The sequence below is a fragment of the Shewanella indica genome (assembly GCF_033842865.1).
Classification (GTDB): Bacteria; Pseudomonadota; Gammaproteobacteria; order Enterobacterales; family Shewanellaceae; genus Shewanella; species Shewanella indica.
Map to the genome: position 1 here is coordinate 1,988,354 of NZ_JAWXXR010000001.1, position 19,993 is coordinate 2,008,346.

Genomic DNA, 19,993 nt, shown 5'->3' on the forward strand with positions numbered 1-19,993 from the left:
GCGCCTGAGATTTAACCTATGCCATCTCGAATAATCATGCTGTTTTTGTTGCTGCTGAGCCTGCCGGTTTCAGCTCACGAGCTGCATGCGGATGGGAGTTTCTGGGATGGATTCAATCATCCCCTGTTGGGATTTGATCATCTATTGGCTATGCTCAGTGTCGGTATTTTCAGCACTCAGCTCGGGCGCAGCGCCATCTGGTCAGTGCCGTTGGCATTTCTGTTTTTTATGACTTTGAGTGCTATCACGGGGATGCTCGCTACCCCTATACCCTTCGTTGAGCCCGGCATAGCGCTGTCGGTATTGTTGCTGGGGCTGGTTATAGCCCTCAATCGAGAAATGCCTATCTCTTTTGGCATGGCTTTTGTCGGTGTTTTTGCTTTGTTTCACGGTTATGTCCACGGCGCCGAAATGCCTGAATTGGCAAGGCCTGGTATTTATGCCATGGGCTTTATACTGGGGACGGCGGCGATTCATGTCGCTGGAGTGACCATTGGCAGTTTGATAAACCCGGATGGCAAGCGCAAACGGGCGGTGCAGCTCATGGGCTCGGCTATTGCCTTGGTGGGAAGTTATTTGACCCTGGAACTCTGGCTGGCTTGAGTATTGTGTCTTTGTTTGCGTCTTAACATACGTTTTACCTGCGCCGGGCTGGCGCGCATATCAGCATCTCCAACCCTGATATAGGTGCCGCCAATCGCTTCTGTCCCCAGATAGACTGGCTGCTGGCTGTAGTCTGCTTGAGGCACCCGAAAGCGGAGCAACTGCTTACCGGCCAGTTCTATCAGCTGAATGTCGGCCGGGCCAAGAATATTGGCACTGATCTTTTGCGAATTATTGAGGATCTTCCAGGCTTCATCGATAAGGGGCCTGGGCTCGGCTATCCCTTCGATAAAAAACTCGCCCTTTTCCTCCCTGACACCGAGAATGATCTCGCCACCATTGGTATTGGCAAAGGCGCTGTAGCTTTCCCACAGCGCCTGTGGCAGTGCGCCCTTGCCGTGGCGTCCGGCGGCGAGCTTGAACTCCACTGCGGCAGACTCACGCAGATTTTCAATATCGTCCAGAATGAAACCTGTAACCGGCATGACTGACCCCTTGTTTACTGCTGTTACTGCAGTTGTAGCAAGTCAGCCGGGATTTGAACAGCCCTCAGTTCACCAGTGCCAGGGCCTTGGGAAACAAGAGGTTATTTTCCAGGTGGATGTGACGGTGCAGATCGGCTTCAAACTCGGCCAAGGTGGCATAGCATACCCGCCAGGTAGTACAGGCATGTTCAGGAGCCTGGTAGTGATTGGTCAACTGCTGCAGCTTGGCCAGAATTTGTCCCGCCTCATCATGCTCATATTCCATTGCCCGGATAGGATTGCCTATATGGCCGAAACAGGCGTTGAACTCTTGCCCCTGACTCAGGGCGCGAATGGCCGGAAACAGTATCTGTTCTTCTTTTTGCAGGTGGGGTAAGAGGTCGTCCATCAGGGCGCGGATCCAACCGGCCAAGGGCTTGATCTCTTCATAATGCTCACCGTGGGCTCGCACCATCTTCTGGGCATATTCCAGCAGCAGCGGTGCGGTATCGCGTATGTACTTGTGGTGGGTCGCTTCGATATGCTCGATAAGCTCACCAAGTGGCAATTTGGCCAAGGCATCGTCCGGTGTGCCCTCTGCGGCCAGTTGGCTCAAGGCGTGCAACACCTCGGTAGGCTCGGCGCCGGCTCGCTCGCAGGCCGATGCCAATGAACGGCCACCGCCACAGCAAAAGTCGATACCAAAACGGCTGAAAACATGGGCGTTACGGAAGTCTTCGGCGACCAGTTCGCCGACTCTGCGTTCGAGGGAGATTTGCGCTGACATAGGATGCTCTCTGTGTTATCTATTTACATGCATAATAAAAGCATCTTTGGATTTAGCCAAGCTTAGGCAAATAAAACTTGACTGTTTTGCTTGGTTAATCACATTTTGCAGCAAACCTGATAGAGCCTCAGGGGCCGTCCGTGAGGTAGTTTATTTGATTCAGCCACTGAGCCGCCGTCGTCTGGTACTCTCCCTGATTTATCGCTTTAAGCAAGGTTTTGGCTTGTTGTAACTGCCCGGCTTCGTAGTGGCTCAGGGCCAGCAACAGCTGCCAGTAGCGGTTATCTGCATCTTGCTGCCGTAGCTGTGATAACAGTTGTTGTGCCAGCGGCCATTGCCCCAGGCTGTAAGCCAATTGTGCCCGTAGCGGCAGGGATTTCTGCCCTTGGGTTTCGTTTGATTTCTGCAGCAGGCTCAGCGCCTTGTCTCTTTGACGTGACAACAGATAGGCCTGAGATAACAGCGGCTTATAGCTGGAGTGTTGTGCCAGTGCCTCGCTGTGTTGCTCCAGCAGATCTGCCGCTCGGCCGGGGGCCTGATGCAGCATCAATAACTGTGCCAGCAGTGGAATACTGCGAGTGGGCAACTGCCCGGCCTTATAGGCCGAGCTGAGGACATTGAGTGATTCCTGCTCTTGCCCCTGTTGCTGCAGGTTATGGCCCAGGCGCTCCCAGTAGAGGGGGCGATCCGGATAGGCAGCGATCATCTGTCTCAGCAGTTGTTCTTCTTCCGGCAAACGCTGCTGCCGTTGATACAGAGACTGCAGAAAGTGTTGCCGGGTTTCGGTGACTTCCCAATCCAATGCCAGACGCATCTGCTCCGTGGCCTTTGGCAGTTGCTGCAACTGAAATTCGGCGTAGGAGGCCAGCGAGTGCATGGTGGCAAATTCAGTGGCGCCGGGTTTGAGTTCTTGTTCCTGTTGTTGCTCTTGGAGCTTGGCCGCCAGTTGCAGCCACTGCTTACTGTATTCGAGGCTTTGGCGGTATTCGCTTTGCTGATAGTTCAACTGGGCACCCAGCTTATAGAGATCCCGTTGCTGCAATGCCGTGACGGGTAAAGCCAGCAACAGCCGGGTTTGCTGCGCGGCGCACAGATAGTCCTTGAGGTTGATGCAGGCCTGCAGATGCAGGTAGGCCGCCATCTGCTGCTCACTGTCGCTGCCTTCGGCATACTGACGCTGAAAGCTTTCAATCGTCTTGAGCGCCGCAGCAGGATCCCGCTGCAATTGAAACTGCAGTTGTTGGTAACGTTGCAGGGCATTGCTCGCCAGCAGCGGCGCGCTGAACAGAATGCAGCAAAACAACAGGCTATTTTTCAAGTTCATATCTGATCACTATCCGTTGCCATTGGGTCTGCTTGGGCGCCGCGAAGCGCCACCTGAGTACGGCTCTGGAAGCCGAGCGGTAAAACACGCCGCTGGGGGCTTCATCCACCAACTTGATATCTTCTACTCGGCCGTCCGGGTTGATCGCCAAATCCAGAGTCACCTGTCCTTCAATGCCCCGCTGTTTGGCCTGCAGCGGGTATTCTGGCGGCATTTGAAACACCACCTGCGCCATGGCTATACTGGCCCGCATGGTACTGCCGGGAGCGCTGCCGCTTTGACTGAAATTCAGCGTCGGAGGTTGGATTTGCTGAATATCATCCGGCGTAGGCCACAGGGGATCCGGCACAGGAATACCTGTGTTGGCGTCTAGCGCGCTGAGATCCAGTGTTATGGGCGGAGGCGGTGGCGAGGATGTCAGCGGCGCAGCGCTGAGACGAACCTCAGGCAAGGGCTCTTGCGGTTTGCTATCCTGCCGCTCGGGAAAGTAGACTCCGCCCAATGTAACCTGTTTAACCGGCGCCGCGCCCTGTCCCAGCGTCAGGGCATAGATCAGGCTGGCCAATGCCAGATTGATCAGTATGGCACTGGTGAAAACCAGTCCTGTTTGGTTAGCTGGGGTCTTGGGTTGCGACGGCCACATTATTGACTCCTGCGATGCGTACTTTGTCGACCACTTCGATGAGCTTGCCGCTGGTGACATGCTTATCCACTTCGATAATGGCCGAACTCTGCTCTGAACTTGCCAGCGTGTGTTTCAGCCTGGCAGGCAGTTCAACCGCCTTGACGGCTTGCTGCTCCAGCCAGATCACATTGTGTTTGTCTATGCTGATTAAGATGGCGCGCTTATCCTGATTGTCTTGCACCTGAGCCGTGGGACGTTCCAGTTCCAGCGACTGGTTCTTCTGAAATGACGCCGATAAGATAAAGAAGATCAACAGGATAAATACCACGTCGATCAAGGGAGTGAGATCGACATTGGCTTCTGTACCTTGATCATCTGTGTGTTTGAATTGCATCTTTTACTCCGAAAGTGTCCGGCGCAGCTCCGCCAGCAACCGCTGATTGCTCTGCTTGAGCTGATAGGCCAGATAGAGCCCGGACAAGGAGGTCACCAAGCCTGCCAGTGTGGTCAGCAGTGCCGAGCTGATCCCGGATGACAGCTGTTTTTGGACATCGAGTTGCCCAAGTTCGGCAAAACTGCTGATCATCCCATCGACAGTGCCCAAGAGCCCCAGCAGCGGCAGTATCTTTATCAGTGAATCTATCCAGTCGAGTCCGCCGCTTAGACTCAGGGCGGCGCGGCTGAGAAAAGCTTGTTGCAACTGCGCCTTTTGCCAGAGGCCATAATGCGCAAGCCTGACGCTCAGCTGATTTGCATCATCCCGCCAGCGGGGGCTCAGGCGGCGAATACGGCTAAAGCCCTTCAGCAGCAGATACCACATCAGACAAGAGAGCAGCAGTATCAGCCAAACGATGACGCCGGCCTGCAGCACAAAATCATAGAAGGCGCTCATTGCCCGGGGTTACCTGTGCCACCAAAGCGCTGTAATACCACCAGTGCAGCCGCTTCCTGCTCAAGCATCTGGGTCAGTTGCCGACTCTGGCTCTTGACCGCGCAGTGCAGTAACAGCAGCGGAATGGCTGTCATCAGTCCCAGCTGGGTGGTCAGCAGTGCCTCGGCAATGCCACCCGAGAGCAGCTCTGTGTTGTTGCTGCCGAAACGGGTGATCACATCGAAGGTTTCAATCATGCCGCCAACCGTGCCCAGAAGCCCCAGCAGCGGCGGGATCCCCGCCAATACCGCCAGGGTGCCAGTACCACGGGTCAGGCGGGGGACTTCGCTGAGTACGGCGGCGTTGAGCCGCGCTTCGAGTTGCTCCTCGGGGCAGTCGGTTGCCGCCAACATCACCCGGCCGAGGGCATTGTCACTCTGCGCTTGCTGGCTGGCCTGCTGTTGGGTCAGCCGCCGTTTTTCGCGGCGCAGTATCCACAGGCGGTTCAGGGCTATGCCTGAGGCTATCAGGGCTATCAGACCGATAAAGATGCCGACTATCCCTGCCGGTTTGAGCTTGTCGAACCAGCCGTTAGCGTTTGCCGCCTGTTGCAGCAACTTGCCAAATGAGGGGTCGAGCCAGACACTCCCCTGGGTGGTCGATAGCTTTGGCTGCTCTGCCAGCAGTTGCCAGCTTTGCTGCGCCGGCAGGTAGCGTACCCAGCCTTTGTCGCTGAGGGCATTGAAAGGCCCATATTCGGTGACATTCAATAGCACTGGGGTGCCATCGGCATTGAGGCCTTCGCTGCTTTGCACTATGGGTTTGGCTGCCAATACGCTTTGTTCTGTCAATGCGGTCCAAAGCGCCTGCAGTCGCTGCAGGCCAAGTTGGTCAGTGGGTATCTCGGCAAGGCCGCTGCTGTCGTGGCGCCAGAGGCTGTGGGGTGCCACTGTGGTGAGCAGCAACTGCTCATGTTCCTGGATGGCGCGAAACACCCCGTCGAGACTGGCTTTCTCGGCGTTGAGCTGCGCCTGTTTGTCCTTGAGGCTTTGCTGCAGTGCCAGCAGTTGGTCTTCAAGTTCCAGGTTATTTGCCTGAGTCCGGGTGAGTTGCTGTTGCAGTTTCTTATGGTTGCTGCGCACCTGCTCCAGGCTCTGACGGCTTTGGTTCTCTTGCCGCTCGGCGGCCACTTGTTCCTGGCGACTGCCACTGCGAACCTGTTCCAACACCTGTTGCAGACTTTCGGCCTGGCAGGGGAGGGACAATGAGAGCGACAACAGCGATAGCGACCACAGTAATGCGGGACGCATCATGCTCTGGCGAGTGAGGGAAGACAAAAAGCTCATGATGCCTCCACTATCAGAGGCAGTTGCAGCAGTGTCGGTATGCCATCTCCGGAGGCGACTCGGATGGCCGCGGCGACATTGCCAAGCTGCTCAGGCGCCAGCGCCTGCCAATTATCTCCCTGCCAGCGGCCACCGGCCTTGCCATCCAGGGTGAGGAAAAAATACCCCAGGCGCCCGGCGCGCAGAAAATTCACCAGCCGACCGTCGTCGAGTTTGCCCTGCCAGCTTTCCACACTGTAGCCATAGCTGAGCTCAACCTGGTAGGCATCCAACAGCCGGGTCAGTTTCTCGCCCTGGTTCAGCTCGGCGCTTTGCAGCAGGAGTTGCAAATTATCGAGACGCTGCTGCCGTTCCTGTTGCTGAAATGGCAGATCGGCCCGCACCAGTTGCGTAAGTGAAAGCAGCATTTCGTCCATCATCGGGGCCAGCTGCATCCGGGTCTGGCGCAGTTGCCGGCGCTGCTCGCCAAGCTCCTCCAGAGCAGAGTGCAGTTGCCCTATCTGCTGCTGTAATTGCTTTTGGTAATGGCTGGCCAGTTGGATTTCATGCTTGAGTTGGCGGTTTTCCTGGATCAGGGATTGCTGCTCATCATCGAGTTTCTCTATGACTTGCTGGGCGTGTTGGCTGGCCTTTAATCCCTGACGGTCGGCCTTGTGGATCTCGTTGAGGTCACTTGGCGTGGCCGTTACCTGTAATACCCAGGCGGCCAAGACAGATACTGCTGTTTTAGTAAACATCTGAATGAAAATATTTTTTGTCTGGAATGCTGTGGTTTTGCGCACATCATCACCAGAATGTTGACATGATTTGAGACATTATCAGCAAATAGTAATGATAACAATTGTCATTTGTATTTGATCAAGTTATTTTGGCCAACCTCACACTTTAGTGGTGCGGGTTCAACTCCGGCATCGCTGTTTTTAACAATAAAGGGATTGAGGATGAAGAAACACGCGGCTGCAGTCTGTGGTCTGGCATTAGTGCCGGTAGCTCAGGCGCAACAGGTTGATGTGGCTGATCAACAGGAGATAATCGTCAGAGAGCAGGCCGACAATGGTCTGACTCAACATGAAACCCTGACCCGGGAAGATATTAAAAAACGCCCAACAGGTGACGGTAACCTGACCGACTTGCTCAGGTCTAATCCAGCGGTGCAGTTTTCCAACAGCGCCAACAGCAGTTTGAATCAAGGGGAGATCAAACCCGCCGACATTTCCATTCACGGCAGTAATGCCTACCAAAATGCTTTCCTGCTCGATGGCATGAGCATCAATAACGATCTGGATCCGGTCGATGGCAGCGTGGTCACCAATGCCCGCCTGTCCAGCGATGAGCAGGGCCTGTATGTCGACAGCCGCCTGATAGACAGCGTGACCCTCTATGATGCCAATATTCCGGTGGAATTCGGTGGCTTTACCGGCGGGGTAGTGGATGCCACAACCCGCAGTTGGCAAGGGGAAACTGCCGCCAGTGTTTATTTCCGCCAAACGGATGCCAGTTGGAACAAGGTGCATATAGATGACAAATTGCAGTTCGACTCGGCTAATAATGATCTGTCACAACCGGCCAGATTCCAGACGGATTACAGCAAGCGCAACTATGGCCTGAGTTTTGAAACCGGCATTACCGACGACTTGGGTTTTGTGGCTTCGGTTTCCCGGCGTGAGTCGAAAATCCCTATGATGAATGTATCTGCTACCGCAGTGGGACTGGATGCCAACGGTGAACTGGTGGCCTTCAAGACCGGCGGTGGCCTCAAGCATCAGCGACGCACCTCAGACAATCTGTTCAGCAAGTTTACCTGGTACGCGTCACCACGCACCACGGCGCATCTGTCGTTGGCCTATTCGGCTTATGAGGCGGAGATGTTCTTCAACGGAGTGGCCAATTCAGACTACCGCGATGAACACAAGGGCTACAGTTCTACCCTGGAGATAGAGCACGGCTTTGACGCTTCGACACTGGAGTTGTCGCTCAACTATAACCGCATGACGGACAAGCGTGTCGGCGAGCAAACTTACTGGGTGCAATTGATGGATTGGCAGAGCAATCGCTCCTACTCTTCAGGAGGCCCTGGCGATCTGGACTCGACCCAGGAAACCAGTACCGCCAAGTTGAAATGGAAATGGGATCCCCTCAAATGGGCCGGTATGAGTCACACCTTTACCCTGGGGGGCGAAGCCAGTTACACCGACGCCGAGTTCAACCGGGACAAGACTTACTACCGCAACAACTACGACGGCAGCCTGGAGATGATGGGCTGGTCACAACTGCGTCTCGATGCCTTCCTTGAAGGCCGATACAAGAGCACTCATAGCCAGTACGCCCTCTATGTTGAAGATGTGATCAACTGGGGCGATTTTAGCTTCAGGCCTGGTCTAAGGCTGGATCACGACGGCTTTGTCAATCGCAATAACCTGGCTCCGAGACTCAGCAGCAGCTGGAATCTGTTTGGCGACGGCAACACCCTGCTGACCGCCGGGGCCAACCGTTACTATGGGCGCTCCATGTTGACTTACGCCCTCTACAGCGGCCAAAACGGTGGCCTGGTACATTGCTACTTTGACTGTAAACCCAACTCTGCCGACAACGACTGGATGCCGACCCGGGACTATGAGGGGATGGAAGATCTGCAAACGCCCTATAACGACGAGTTTACCGCCGGTGTTCAACAGATTTGGGACAACAGCATCTGGAAGCTGAACTATGTGCACCGCAACGGCCGTGATGAAGTGCGCAGTCGTTACAAGTATCCCGGCACTGATGACTATGAGCAGCGCGCCATTCGAACCTTCGACAACAGCGGCAGCACCAGTCATGACAGCGTGATCTTCACCCTGATGAATCGGGAAACCCTTCAATTCTTGGGCGCGAACCACCAGGCCAAGTTCTCGGTCGCTTGGCAGGAAACCAAGAGCAACACCCCAAAAGATCAGGGATACAGCTATTTCGAATCCGGTCTCAATGTGGATGCCGACAAGGTTTGGTATGACGGCAAGGTCATTGCCGCGGCTGATTTACCGGCTACTGACTTCAATGCGCCCTGGAAGATAGATCTGGAACTGACCCACGAGTTCGATGACTACGGCCTCACCTGGTATAACCTGCTGCATTGGACCTCCAGCCGTGAGCAGGCCAGTCGCGATCAGAACGGTTATTTCCGCGATCCCGAGACCGGCAAGGATCTGGTCAAGTACAGCAAAGTGGATTTTGCCTCGACCTTCCGTTGGGATACCAAGCTGCAATGGCAGCCCGAATTTGCCAAAGGCGCTTCAGTGTCGGTAGAGATCTATAACCTGCTCAACCGTAAAAATGCCAACGACTCCTTTGTTCACCAGGATCAACTCTATTTCAACTATGAACCGGGGCGTCAGTTCTGGTTGCAGTTGAACTACGAATACTAAGCTGACCCTTCGGCGGGCGGCCCAGCGGCCGCCCGTTGCTATTGATGGATTTTCCGATATGAAACATCTGGCCATGTTCTGGCATTTGATAAAACCCTTTTGGTGTAATCAGCAACGGCTGCCGGCGTTGGCATTACTGCTGGTGGTGTTCACCTTAAGCCTCTCCTCGGTGTGGTTCAGCGTACAGCTCAACCAGTGGAACGGCGACTTCTTCAACGCGCTGCAGCAGTTGGATGGCAGCCTGATTTACCCCCTGTTGCAGCAGTTTATGCTGATCATAGTCGCCTTGGTGCTGGTGTTGGTGTACGCCGACTACCTGAAGAAAAAATTGATCATTCAGTGGCGTGAATGGATGACCCGGGATCTCTGTAGCCGTTGGCTGTCGCCGGATAGTCGCCATTACCGAATCCAGCTTGGGCAGCAGGAGCCTGACAACCCGGATCAACGCATCGCCGAGGATGTTTTCCTGCTGGTGGAGACTTCGCTGGATCTGCTGTTATCCTTCCTGCGTTCTGTACTCACCATAGGCTCCTTTGTGGTGATCCTCTGGACGCTGTCCGGCGAGATCAGCATTCCCTTGGGGTCAGCTGAGCTGACCATACCCGGCTACATGGTGTGGGTCTGCCTGCTCTACACCCTGATAGGCACCCTGATCACCCACAAGGTGGGTAAGCCATTGCACCGGCTTAACTTTCAGCAGCAAAAGCGTGAGGCAGATTTCCGTATCGCCCTGGTGCAGCGCCGTAATCACAGTGAAGCCATTGCCGGTCAGCGAGGTGAGGACTGCGAGCAGCAGGCATTGGCGCAAAGCTTTTCCCGGGTAGCCGGTAACTGGTATGCCTTGATGTCCAAGGAGCGTAATCTGGCCTTCTTCACGACAGGATACAGCCAGGTCACCATGTTGGCGCCGATATTCTTTGCTCTGCCCAAGTTTCTTGCCGGGGCAATTCAGCTCGGCGGTTTGATGCAGATAAAGATGGCCTTCACCCAGGTGGCCAGTGCCCTCAGCTGGTTTATCTACGCCTATAAAGACCTGGCGCGCTGGAGCGCTACGGTCGAGCGTCTGAGTCATTTTGAAGCCAGTCTGTTTGCCGATACGCCGCGGCCCGAGGCGGCAGTCGCCGCCAAGCCCTCAGCTGCAACCGATAGTGTCCCAGATAAAAGTGTCAATGTGTTTGAACCTCAGGCAGTGCCGCTGTTGCAGGCCAGTATGGATCTCTTGTTGCCGGATGGTCGGCCGCTGCTGCAAAGACTGCGCCTTTCACTCACACCGGGAAAGCTGCTGGTACTGCACGGCCGCTCCGGTATCGGTAAAACCAGTTTACTGCGAACTCTGGCAGGCTTCTGGGATGGCTATTACGGGAAACTGGCGACTCGGGTCAGCCCCTGCTGGATATCTCAGCGCCTTTATCTGCCGGAGGGTTCACTCAAGTCGCTCATCTGTTATCCGACTGCCACCCAGAGGTTTAGTGATGAGCGTTGCTGCCGAGTGTTGCAGCAGGTGGGGTTAGGGGAGCTGCAGGACACGCTCGAACACACAGATAACTGGCTGCAGCGGCTATCGGGCGGCGAGCAGCAAAGAGTGATGTTTGCCCGGTTGCTGCTCAACGCCCCTGAGCTGATCCTGCTGGATGAAACCACCTCGGCGCTGGACATAGCCGCCGCCACTTCGCTGCTGCAGCTATTGCGCGCCGAGTTGCCCAAGGCTTGCATAGTGTTGGTTAGCCATCAATTGCCACTGCATCAGCTGGCCGATGAGATTATTTCCCTGGAGCAGGATGAACAATGTCAACCTGCCAACATTACCCGCCTGAGGGAGGCCTGAAATGAAACCCTTGATAGTATGTTTGCTGGCCGGTTTGCTGCTGGCTTGCCAAAGCACTACTGAGCCGCAACCACAGTCACAACAACATTCAACGTCACAGCAACCACTCACCGAGGGCAGCTTGCCACTGAGGCCAGATCTGCAAACTTATACCTTGGAAAATGGTTTGCAGGTGATGCTGCTGCCCAGGAAAGATCCGCGGCAAAATGTGGAACTCAGGCTGCTGGTCAAGGCCGGCTCGCTGCAGGAAACCGACGCCCAGCAGGGCTTGGCCCATTTCGTTGAACATATGGCGTTCAAGGGCACAGAGGCGTTTGCGGATCAGCAAAGCTTTAAACAGCTGGAACAGCAGGGGATCAGCCTTGGCAGCCATGTCAATGCGGTCACCAGCTTTGCTTCCACCGTCTATAAGTTGTCTTTACCCGCCGCCGACGAGCAGCAAGTGGCGTTGGGATTGAAAATCTTATCCCAATGGGGCCATAAGTTGACGTTCGATCCCCAGGCGTTTGAGCGCGAGCGGGAAGTAATCATCGAAGAGTGGCGTCTGCGTCAGGGGCTAGGGCAGAGGATCAACAGCGCCCTGGAGCAACTGCGTTATCAAGGCAGTGAACTGGCCGAGCGTAATCCTATAGGTCTACCCGAGGTGATCCGCACTGCGCCTGTGACCCTGGCCAAGCAGTATTATCAGGACTGGTATCAGCCGCAAAATATGGTGCTGATGATGGCCGGTGAATTCGATGTCGAAGACGCTCGGCAGCATATCGAGCACTTCTTCGGGCCTATGGCGAAGGGCGACAGTAAAGTCACCGCCGACTGGGGCCGTTTCGATTCCTCCGCTGCCGAGGTGCAACTGCAAACTGTGTTGGATCCCGAGCAATCGCAGCGTTTCATCCAACTCATGCTGCAACAGCCCATGCCCGCGCCGCTCAATAGTGTCAACGGCCAATGGCGAGATCTGCTCGACAGGCTCTGGCTGGCGGTACTGAACCGTCGTCTCGGCCTGATGGTGGATGAACAGCTGTTTGCCAAGGCGCAGCTCGGCGATCAGAGCGCGGTGCTGTCGCCCTCGCGAATTCAGCATCTGGCGATTCTGCACCCGCTCGATGCCGACTATGGCACAGCGTTGCAGCGCTTTGCCACCGAGCTTAAACGTTTGGCGAGCCAAGGGGTGAGCCAAGCCGAGCTGGATGCCGTTAAGGGGCCCTTGTTGGCGCGCTTGCAACAGCAGGCGCTGAGCGAGTCGCGCTATGAAAGCGGTTATCTGCTTGAGCAACTGACCAATGCCGTCAGCTTTCAAATGCCTATGCTGAACAAGCAGCAAGAGTGGCAGATGACCCAGACCTTCCTCGCCGAGGTCACGCCCGAGCATCTGCAGGCGGCGGTGCAGTCTTTGCTGCAACAGGCCGAGGTCAAAATTGCCCTCATAGGGCCGGACACAGACGCCGAAAAGCTCAATAAAAATAGTCTGCTGACCGCCTGGCAACAGGGGCTGGCGAGCACGCCAGGCGCCTTTGCGCTCAAACCCAGGCAACTGACACTGGACTTAACGCCGCCAGCGATGAATAAGGTTGTGGATAGAGCATCACTGCCGGCGCTTGGCGCCTTGCCCAAGGTTCGCAGCGAGCGCTGGCAACTGGCCAATGGCCTGATCTTGCTGCTGCACAGCGATCCTATGCTGACCGATAACATTCAGCTGGATCTGCGCCTTCCCGGTGGTCGCTCTCTGGAAAACCACAACACCAAGGGCTATGTCAGCCAAGCGCTTTACCTGCCATCCTCCTGCGGTATCGGCGAGTATTCGGGCCGGGATCTGCTGGCCTTGCAGAAGCAATACGGCATCAGTATCACCCCCTATGCCGAGCTGCTGCATCATGGCCTGCGTGGTCAGGCATCCGCCGATACCCTGGCGCCGCTGCTCAAATTATTTGCCCTGCGTTTGACTCAGCCCAAGTATTGCCAGGAGGCTTTGAGCAGGCAGCTTCAGGCTATTCAGCAACAGCGGAATCATGTGCCCGCCGAGCGGCGCTTTATGGACGCCATCACACAAGCCGCCTTTGAGAACGGAGAGCTGCTCTTGATGCAGGGCAGTGAACCTGCATCAGAGCTGGCAAGGCTTGAGCAATTAGATAGGCAACTGCTGGGTGACCCGGGCGCCATGGTGCTGAGCATCAGCGGCAATCTGCCGCTCAAGCAATTGGGCGAGCAGGCCAACCTCTGGCTCGGTCATCTTGCCAAACAGGAGGGCAAAACGGCGCAGAGCTGGACTGATCGCAACATTCGCCCCAAGGCTGAGTCTATGGAGCGCCGTTACCCCTGGAGCAGTAGCCCGAAAACCATGGTGCAGATCCAATACAGCCAGGATGCGAAGTGGAGTGCGGCAAACAGCATGGCGATGCAACTGATAGAGCAGGTGCTGAACCAAAGGCTGCGGCAGAAACTGCGCACCGAGGCTTCCGGTGTCTATGTGATCCAGATGTCGCAGCTATTGGCGCGTGACCCGGCAGCTTATTATCTGGGACGGCTCAACTTCACCGCGGCGCCTGAGCGGGCCGAGGCGCTGGCCGCAGAAGCCGATACTGTAGTGCAGCATCTGGTGCGCGAAGGCATGAGTGTGGCCGAGTTCAAACAGGCCAAGCAAACCCTGGCCGTGTTGCAGCGTCAACAGCGCCAAAGCGCCGCCTTTTGGAGCGCTGCTCTGGCGCAGACCATGGCCGATGAAGGGCGACTTCAGGAGCTGGCTGAGACGGATAACACGCTGAATAAGCTGACGCTGGAGCAGACCAATCAACTGCTGCAACAACTTTTGGGACAGCAGAAGAAGGTCTTTATGCTGGAGCCGGCAGAGGTTTAATACCCAAGAGCCGAGGTATCTAACAAGACGGCCATTCGGCCGTCTTCTTTTACTAAACAATATGTTGAGGGCATTTATCAGAGTGACTTTTACCGAATCATATATTGTATGAGCCGTGTCGAATATTTCGCCATCAGACCTACTCGTTGACATGGGGCTATGGCAGACTGAATTTATGTTCAGGTGACGACAGCTAAATGTCCATGGAGGGGAAGGTGAGCAATTGTAAGTTGCCGATAGAGCGATTTGCTTTTCTCGAGATGTTGGCCTTTTGGAAAGGGAGCGTCCGCAATAAAGATATCGAACACCAATTTACCATTACCCGTCAGCAAGCCCACAAAGATTTGGCCAAATACCGGGAATTGCACCCAGGCGCCTTGATAAAGCTCGATAAGGCCTGTTTCGGGTTTGCGGAGCACGCCAGTCTCAGCTACTCATCTGCTTCCCTGGATGATTTTTTCCTCTGGTACGAGACAGGTTACTTTGCTCAGCCCCGCCCCTTGAATGGCTCCTGTGCCACCCGAATGGCATTGCCGGAACGCAACACTTGCCGCCATGTCCTCGCCGGTTTGATTAATGCCATCGAGCAAAACCTCAGGCTTGAAGTGGAATATGTCTCTCTGTCCAATCCCGAAGATGAAGGCCGAATTTTTACCCCCCACACCTTAGTCAAGGCCGGCAGCCGCTACCATGTTCGGGGTTACTGTGAAAAGTCAGCGGCTTTTCGCGATCTTGTTCTGAGCCGCTTTCGGGGAATTCCTGTTGTGGAGGGCATCGCCCATCAAACTGTAAAAGATGACTCGGCCTGGCAGACCATGCTGGCGGTAATTCTGGCTCCTGATCCCCGCCTGACAGCCCAGCAACAACAGGTGCTGGCCAAGGATTATCAGATGGAAGGGGGACAACTCATTATTCAGTGCCGGGCAGCCTTGGTGGATTACCTGCTCAGGGAAATGCAGGTCAATACCAAGTATCTGGATGGCACTCCAGAGGCTCAGCAGTTGGTGCTGGTAAACCGAAATGACATCAAGCAGTGGCTATTCAATAGCTAGGACCGGCATGGTTTAAGCCAAGGTAAACTCAGTTAACCTGAGTGTCTGTACAGTATTGGTGGCAATAGGAAAGTTGGGTAAAAGTAACTGATATCTAACGCCGAGGTATTTAAATGGACGATTTCTCACCCTCTGATCTTAAAGTGATTCTGCACTCAAAACGCGCCAACATGTATTACCTCGAATATTGCCGCGTAATGCAAAAAGATGGCCGAGTACTCTATTTAACCGAAGCTGATAAAGAAAACCTCTACTTCAATATCCCTATCGCCAACACCACAGTCTTGCTGCTTGGCAACGGTACATCAATTACTCAGGCCGCTATGCGTATGCTCTCGCAGGCCGGAGTACTGGTAGGGTTTTGTGGCGGTGGTGGCACACCGTTGCATATGGCGACTGAAGTGGAATGGTTTACACCGCAAAGTGAATATCGGCCTACCGAATACCTGCAAGGCTGGCTCTCATTTTGGTTTGATGATGAAAAGCGCTTAGCCGCCGCGAAACAATTTCAAAATGCCCGAATCGACTACTTACAAAAGGTGTGGCGCACTGACCGTGAACTCGCTCTGGAAAAGTTCAATGTTCAGGATCAGGTTATCCAACAATCACTTGAAACCTTCCACAAGCGCACAGTGGCAGCCAGTCAATCTTCAGAGCTGCTGCTTACCGAAGCGCAATTAACCAAAGTTCTATACAAATACGCAGCCAATAATACCGGCAAAGAGGGTTTTTCTCGCCAACAACAACCCGACAAAAAATGTACCGACAAAGCCAACGACTTTTTAAATCATGGCAACTACTTAGCTTATGGTTTGGCAGCAAGCTGTTTGTGGGTATTGGGGATTCCGCATGGCTTTGCCGTGATGCATGGTAAAACCCGCCGCGGTGCTTTGGTGTTTGATGTGGCCGATTTAATCAAAGACGCCATTGTGCTGCCCTGGGCCTTTGTTTGTGCCAAAGAAAACGCAGCCGAACAAGAGTTTCGCCAGCAAATATTGCAAGCCTTTATTGAGCACAAAGCCCTCGACTTTATGTTTGACACAGTAAAACGCGTTGCACTGGAAAAGAGAACAGAATAGTGCGGCTTAGCGCCGCACTTGCTACCTGCATGGCAGTGAACATGAATGTGAGTACATATTATTTCTAAGCTGCTATAACGCAGTGAAAGGATGGTAGCTACCTATTACGATAAAGACAAGTTTTTCTTGTTTTAATGTTAATACTTATTAGGTTGATCTTTCGAGGGGTTCATGTATTGTATGTTTTGTGAACTTTGAAACGTGTGGTGTTTTGATGAAAAGATTGATCAGTATTTATTGCTACATAAAGAATTGCTTATGGATATTATCTCTCCGGCTAAAGGACATGATGTCAAAGCCGGAGAACACTGCAACTTTTTTAATGCTACTAAAAATTATTAATGAAATTAAGCGATTGCTATATTGATTTTGGACTAACAATATGATGGTCACCTTTGTTTCTCAGTGTGAAAAAAACGCGCTTAAGAAAACCCGTCGCGTACTGGATGCTTTCGCCAACCGGATTGGCGATAACACCTGGCAAACCCTGATCACCGAAGAGGGATTGTTAACGGTGAAAAAAATGCTACGTCAAACCGCCAGCCGCAGCACTGCCGTCAGTTGCCATTGGATCCGCTCTCGCTCCCGCAGCCAGTTTTTATGGGTGGTGGGGAATAAAAAGAAATTTAATTTGGAAGGTGTGGTGCCAGTTAACAGTACTGAGAAAGATTTACTCAACAGCGACTATGAAAGTGATTGGAAATATTTGCCACTGATTAAAGCGCTCGCAGCTATGGCCGCTTTGTTGCACGATTGGGGTAAGGCTTCTTTACTGTTTCAGGAAAAATTAAAACCAGAGATTAAAACCCAGCATAAAGGCGACCCACTGCGCCATGAGTGGATCTCTTGCCTGTTATTTCATCAGTTCGTTACAAGCCAGATGAGTGAGAGTCACGATGAAGCATGGTTGAACTTTCTGATCAACCAAGGCATTGATGAGTCGCGATTGACTTACCAAAGGTTACAAACGGAAAAGCCACTAAGCGAACTGCCCAACGCAGCAGCATTGATTAGTTGGTTAATTGTTTCTCATCACAGATTACCGCTGCCCAAAAAAGAAGAGATGTGTCGGGAACAGCGAGAGAATCATAATAGTTCGCTTGGTGATTTGTTGGCCAGAATTACTTCGGCATGGGGGTATGAAAACCAATTTGAGGATTACAACAGGCTGTTACCCAAATGCTTTGAATTTCCTTTAGGGTTACTTTCCCAATCACAAACTTGGCTAACGGCATTGCAACGCCGAGCTAAGGATTTATTGCATCAGTTGCCTTTGTTAGAGCAAGCGATGAATGACGGCAGCTGGCGCGTGGTTTTACACCATGCACGGTTGTGCTTGATGCTGGGCGACCATTATTACTCCTCGCAAGCCAATGATCCTAGTTGGAAGGTTTCAACCGAGCTGTACGCCAATACAGATCCCGAGACCAAAGAGCGTAAACAAAAGCTGGATGAACATTTGGTTAATGTCGCCAGGGTGGCGGTGAATACGGTGAGGTTGCTGCCCTTTTTTGAATCTGAGCCGCTAAAAGCGACTGAACTTACCGAGCTGGCACCCAAAAGCAGCACCCCAAAAGCGTTCCGTTGGCAAGACAAAGCGGTACGTAAAATTATCGAGTGGCGTGAGCATACTGAAGATAAAAGCCAAGGTTGTTTTGTGGTCAATATGGCGAGTACTGGCTGCGGGAAAACTATGGCTAACGCCAAAATCATGCAGGCGCTCTCGGAGGATGGTGAAAGTCTGCGGTTTATTCTCGCGCTTGGTTTGCGCACTCTTACTTTGCAAACCGGCGATGAATACAAGCAGCGGCTCAAACTGCAAGATAAAGATCTCGCTGTGCTCATTGGCTCTAAGGCGATTTACGAGTTACATCACCAGACTGGTGCGCAAGTCGATAAGGAGGAAGTGGAACTTAATCAAGCTGAGCTTGGCTCTGAATCGATGGAAAGCTTGCAAGAAGAAACTGATGAACTGCATTGGCAGGGCGTATTGCCCGAAGAAGAACTCACCACAGTTTTAATCAAGGAAAAAGATCGCAAGTTGCTGTATGCCCCGGTACTGGCTTGCACCATAGATCATATTATGGCGGCTACCGAAACCAAACGGGGTGGGCGTTATATATTGCCTTGCTTACGGTTAATGTCATCCGATTTGGTGATAGATGAAATCGATGATTTTACTGGCGACGATCTGATTGCGATTGGCAGACTCGTTCACTTGGCCGGTATGCTGGGGCGAAAAGTCATGATTTCCTCTGCCACCATCCCGCCGGATTTAGCGCTCGGTTTGTACAATGCCTATCGCCAGGGGTGGGCAATATTTGCCGCCAGTCGTGACCGAAACGCCAGCATTAATTGTATTTATATTGATGAATTTACGGCACATACTCAGTTGGTGGGGAGCAATGATTATGACTTGGAGGCTTACCAGGCTTTGCAACAAGGCTTTATCAATAAACGGGTCGAGAAGCTCAAACAGCAAACCGCCAAACGTAAAGCCGAAATTATCCCCTGCCTCAAACAACCAGATTTACCGCTTGATACTCAGTATTTTGCAACGGTAAAGCAAGCGGTGCTGGCTAAACACCGGCACCACTTTACCTTAGATCCCCAAAGCCAAATTCAAGTTTCCTTTGGTGTGGTGCGCCTTGCCAATATTCAACCCTGTGTCGAGCTAACCAAGTACTTGCTCAGTTGTGATTGGCCTGCAGATACCGAAGTACGTTGTATGGCTTACCACAGTCAGCAAGTGTTGTTGCTGCGCCACGAGCAAGAAAAGCATCTAGATGAGGTGCTTAAGCGTAAAGAAGCAGCGAACGAATTACCGCTTGCCTTCAGCCATCCCATTATTCGCGGTCATTTAAATGCCTGTTCTGCAAAAAATATGATCTTTATTTTGGTGACTACGCCTGTGGAAGAAGTGGGACGCGACCATGACTTTGATTGGGCGGTGATAGAGCCCTCTTCTTTTCGTTCGATTATTCAAATGGCAGGCCGTGTACGCAGGCACCGTGATGGAGAAATTCCTGTGCCCAATATTGGCTTGTTGCAGTACAACCTCAAAGGGTTCAAGGGGGGAGAAGAGCGAGTATTTAACCGTCCTGGCTATGAAACCGACCGAACTACTCAGCTCGTCACTCATGACTTAACCCAGTTGGTGGACGAAAAGCCATTGCTGCAATCGGTTAATGCGGTTGCTCGAATTCAGAAGCGAGCGACGTTGGAGCCACAAAAAAACTTGGCGGATTTAGAGCACTTTGCCACCGCCAAAACATGCGGCACGGATCAAATCGGCAAGTCAGAAGTAAGCGAAGTTAACCGCCGGGATAGATTCAGCCGCAACCGTCGGGAAAGCCAGCGTCAATTTTGTTGGTGTGAGCATTTACACGGTCATATTCATGGCTACTGGTGGCTTACGGCATTGCCGCAATACTTCAAACGCTTTCGTAAAAGTGAACCCTCAGTGCAAATCTACTTAGTTAAAAAAGCGCGCAGCATTGAGTTTTGTTTGCGTGAAGATCAGGGCGGCTTACACCCGATTGAACGCACCTTGAATATTGAACATCTACCGTTTCCATCAACCCAACAACAGAAGCTTTGGCTACAGCGTGATTACAGTGAGTTAGTCAGTTTATACAGTCCAAGCCCTGAGCAGGAGTTTGTCACGTCAGTACGATACGGAGAAATCAGTTTTATCTACCGGGAAGGAAGTCAACAATACAGTTACAACGACCAATTAGGCTTGGTTAAGGTTAAATAGTG

General features: G+C 53.1%; 15 protein-coding genes. 7 read left to right on the forward strand and 8 right to left on the reverse strand.

What is annotated here, in order from left to right; translation table 11 throughout:
* Positions 1–18: 18 nt before the first annotated feature.
* Positions 19–603: a HupE/UreJ family protein gene (locus SIL79_RS09090; RefSeq protein WP_039034031.1), complete on the forward strand. Its 585-nt coding sequence runs from the start codon at positions 19–21 to the stop codon at positions 601–603.
* Here SIL79_RS09090 and SIL79_RS09095 read toward each other — a convergent pair.
* From SIL79_RS09095 to SIL79_RS09130, 8 genes are all read right to left on the reverse strand, one after another.
* Positions 573–1,088, reverse strand: coding sequence for an AlbA family DNA-binding domain-containing protein (locus SIL79_RS09095; RefSeq protein ID WP_039034032.1), 516 nt, complete (start codon positions 1,086–1,088; stop codon positions 573–575). The genes SIL79_RS09090 and SIL79_RS09095 overlap by 31 nt on opposite strands.
* Before the next feature lie 64 nt (positions 1,089–1,152).
* Complete coding sequence (gene ric, locus SIL79_RS09100) at positions 1,153–1,854, reverse strand: iron-sulfur cluster repair di-iron protein (protein ID WP_039034033.1); 702 nt, start codon at positions 1,852–1,854, stop codon at positions 1,153–1,155.
* Positions 1,855–1,981: 127 nt separating this feature from the next.
* Positions 1,982–3,178, reverse strand: coding sequence for a tetratricopeptide repeat protein (locus SIL79_RS09105; protein ID WP_319619179.1), 1,197 nt, complete (start codon positions 3,176–3,178; stop codon positions 1,982–1,984).
* Entirely contained in the window at positions 3,162–3,821 is a 660-nt protein-coding gene (locus SIL79_RS09110; RefSeq protein WP_319619180.1) for an energy transducer TonB, read from the reverse strand. Before SIL79_RS09110 ends, SIL79_RS09105 begins: the two co-directional genes overlap by 17 nt.
* Positions 3,790–4,197, reverse strand: coding sequence for an ExbD/TolR family protein (locus SIL79_RS09115; protein ID WP_039034036.1), 408 nt, complete (start codon positions 4,195–4,197; stop codon positions 3,790–3,792). Before SIL79_RS09115 ends, SIL79_RS09110 begins: the two co-directional genes overlap by 32 nt.
* 3 nt (positions 4,198–4,200) lie before the next feature.
* Entirely contained in the window at positions 4,201–4,695 is a 495-nt protein-coding gene (locus SIL79_RS09120) for a MotA/TolQ/ExbB proton channel family protein (protein WP_052248049.1), read from the reverse strand.
* The gene (locus SIL79_RS09125; RefSeq protein ID WP_319619181.1) at positions 4,692–6,020 is read right to left on the reverse strand and encodes a MotA/TolQ/ExbB proton channel family protein; all 1,329 of its coding nucleotides are present in this window, start codon (positions 6,018–6,020) and stop codon (positions 4,692–4,694) included. Before SIL79_RS09125 ends, SIL79_RS09120 begins: the two co-directional genes overlap by 4 nt.
* The gene (locus SIL79_RS09130) at positions 6,017–6,757 is read right to left on the reverse strand and encodes a DUF3450 domain-containing protein (RefSeq protein ID WP_319619182.1); all 741 of its coding nucleotides are present in this window, start codon (positions 6,755–6,757) and stop codon (positions 6,017–6,019) included. The genes SIL79_RS09125 and SIL79_RS09130 overlap by 4 nt, the downstream gene beginning before the upstream one ends.
* Before the next feature lie 204 nt (positions 6,758–6,961).
* On the opposite strand from SIL79_RS09130, the gene SIL79_RS09135 reads away from it, so the two are divergent.
* The 6 genes from SIL79_RS09135 to cas3f all read left to right on the forward strand — a co-directional run bounded on the left by SIL79_RS09135 (position 6,962) and on the right by cas3f (position 19,991).
* Positions 6,962–9,424, forward strand: a complete 2,463-nt coding sequence (locus SIL79_RS09135; protein WP_319619183.1) for a TonB-dependent receptor plug domain-containing protein — start codon at positions 6,962–6,964, stop codon at positions 9,422–9,424.
* Positions 9,425–9,482: 58 nt separating this feature from the next.
* Entirely contained in the window at positions 9,483–11,249 is a 1,767-nt protein-coding gene (locus SIL79_RS09140; RefSeq protein ID WP_319619184.1) for an ABC transporter ATP-binding protein/permease, read from the forward strand.
* A 1-nt stretch (position 11,250) separates the two neighbouring features.
* Positions 11,251–14,100, forward strand: a complete 2,850-nt coding sequence (locus SIL79_RS09145) for a M16 family metallopeptidase (RefSeq protein ID WP_319619185.1) — start codon at positions 11,251–11,253, stop codon at positions 14,098–14,100.
* 215 nt (positions 14,101–14,315) lie between these two features.
* Positions 14,316–15,152, forward strand: coding sequence for a WYL domain-containing protein (locus SIL79_RS09150; protein WP_319619186.1), 837 nt, complete (start codon positions 14,316–14,318; stop codon positions 15,150–15,152).
* 113 nt (positions 15,153–15,265) lie between these two features.
* A complete protein-coding gene (gene cas1f, locus SIL79_RS09155; protein WP_319619187.1) occupies positions 15,266–16,231 on the forward strand; it encodes a type I-F CRISPR-associated endonuclease Cas1f in 966 nt (321 codons plus the stop codon).
* Positions 16,232–16,613: 382 nt separating this feature from the next.
* The gene (gene cas3f / locus SIL79_RS09160; protein ID WP_319619188.1) at positions 16,614–19,991 is read left to right on the forward strand and encodes a type I-F CRISPR-associated helicase Cas3f; all 3,378 of its coding nucleotides are present in this window, start codon (positions 16,614–16,616) and stop codon (positions 19,989–19,991) included.
* The last annotated feature ends 2 nt before the right edge of the window (positions 19,992–19,993 follow it).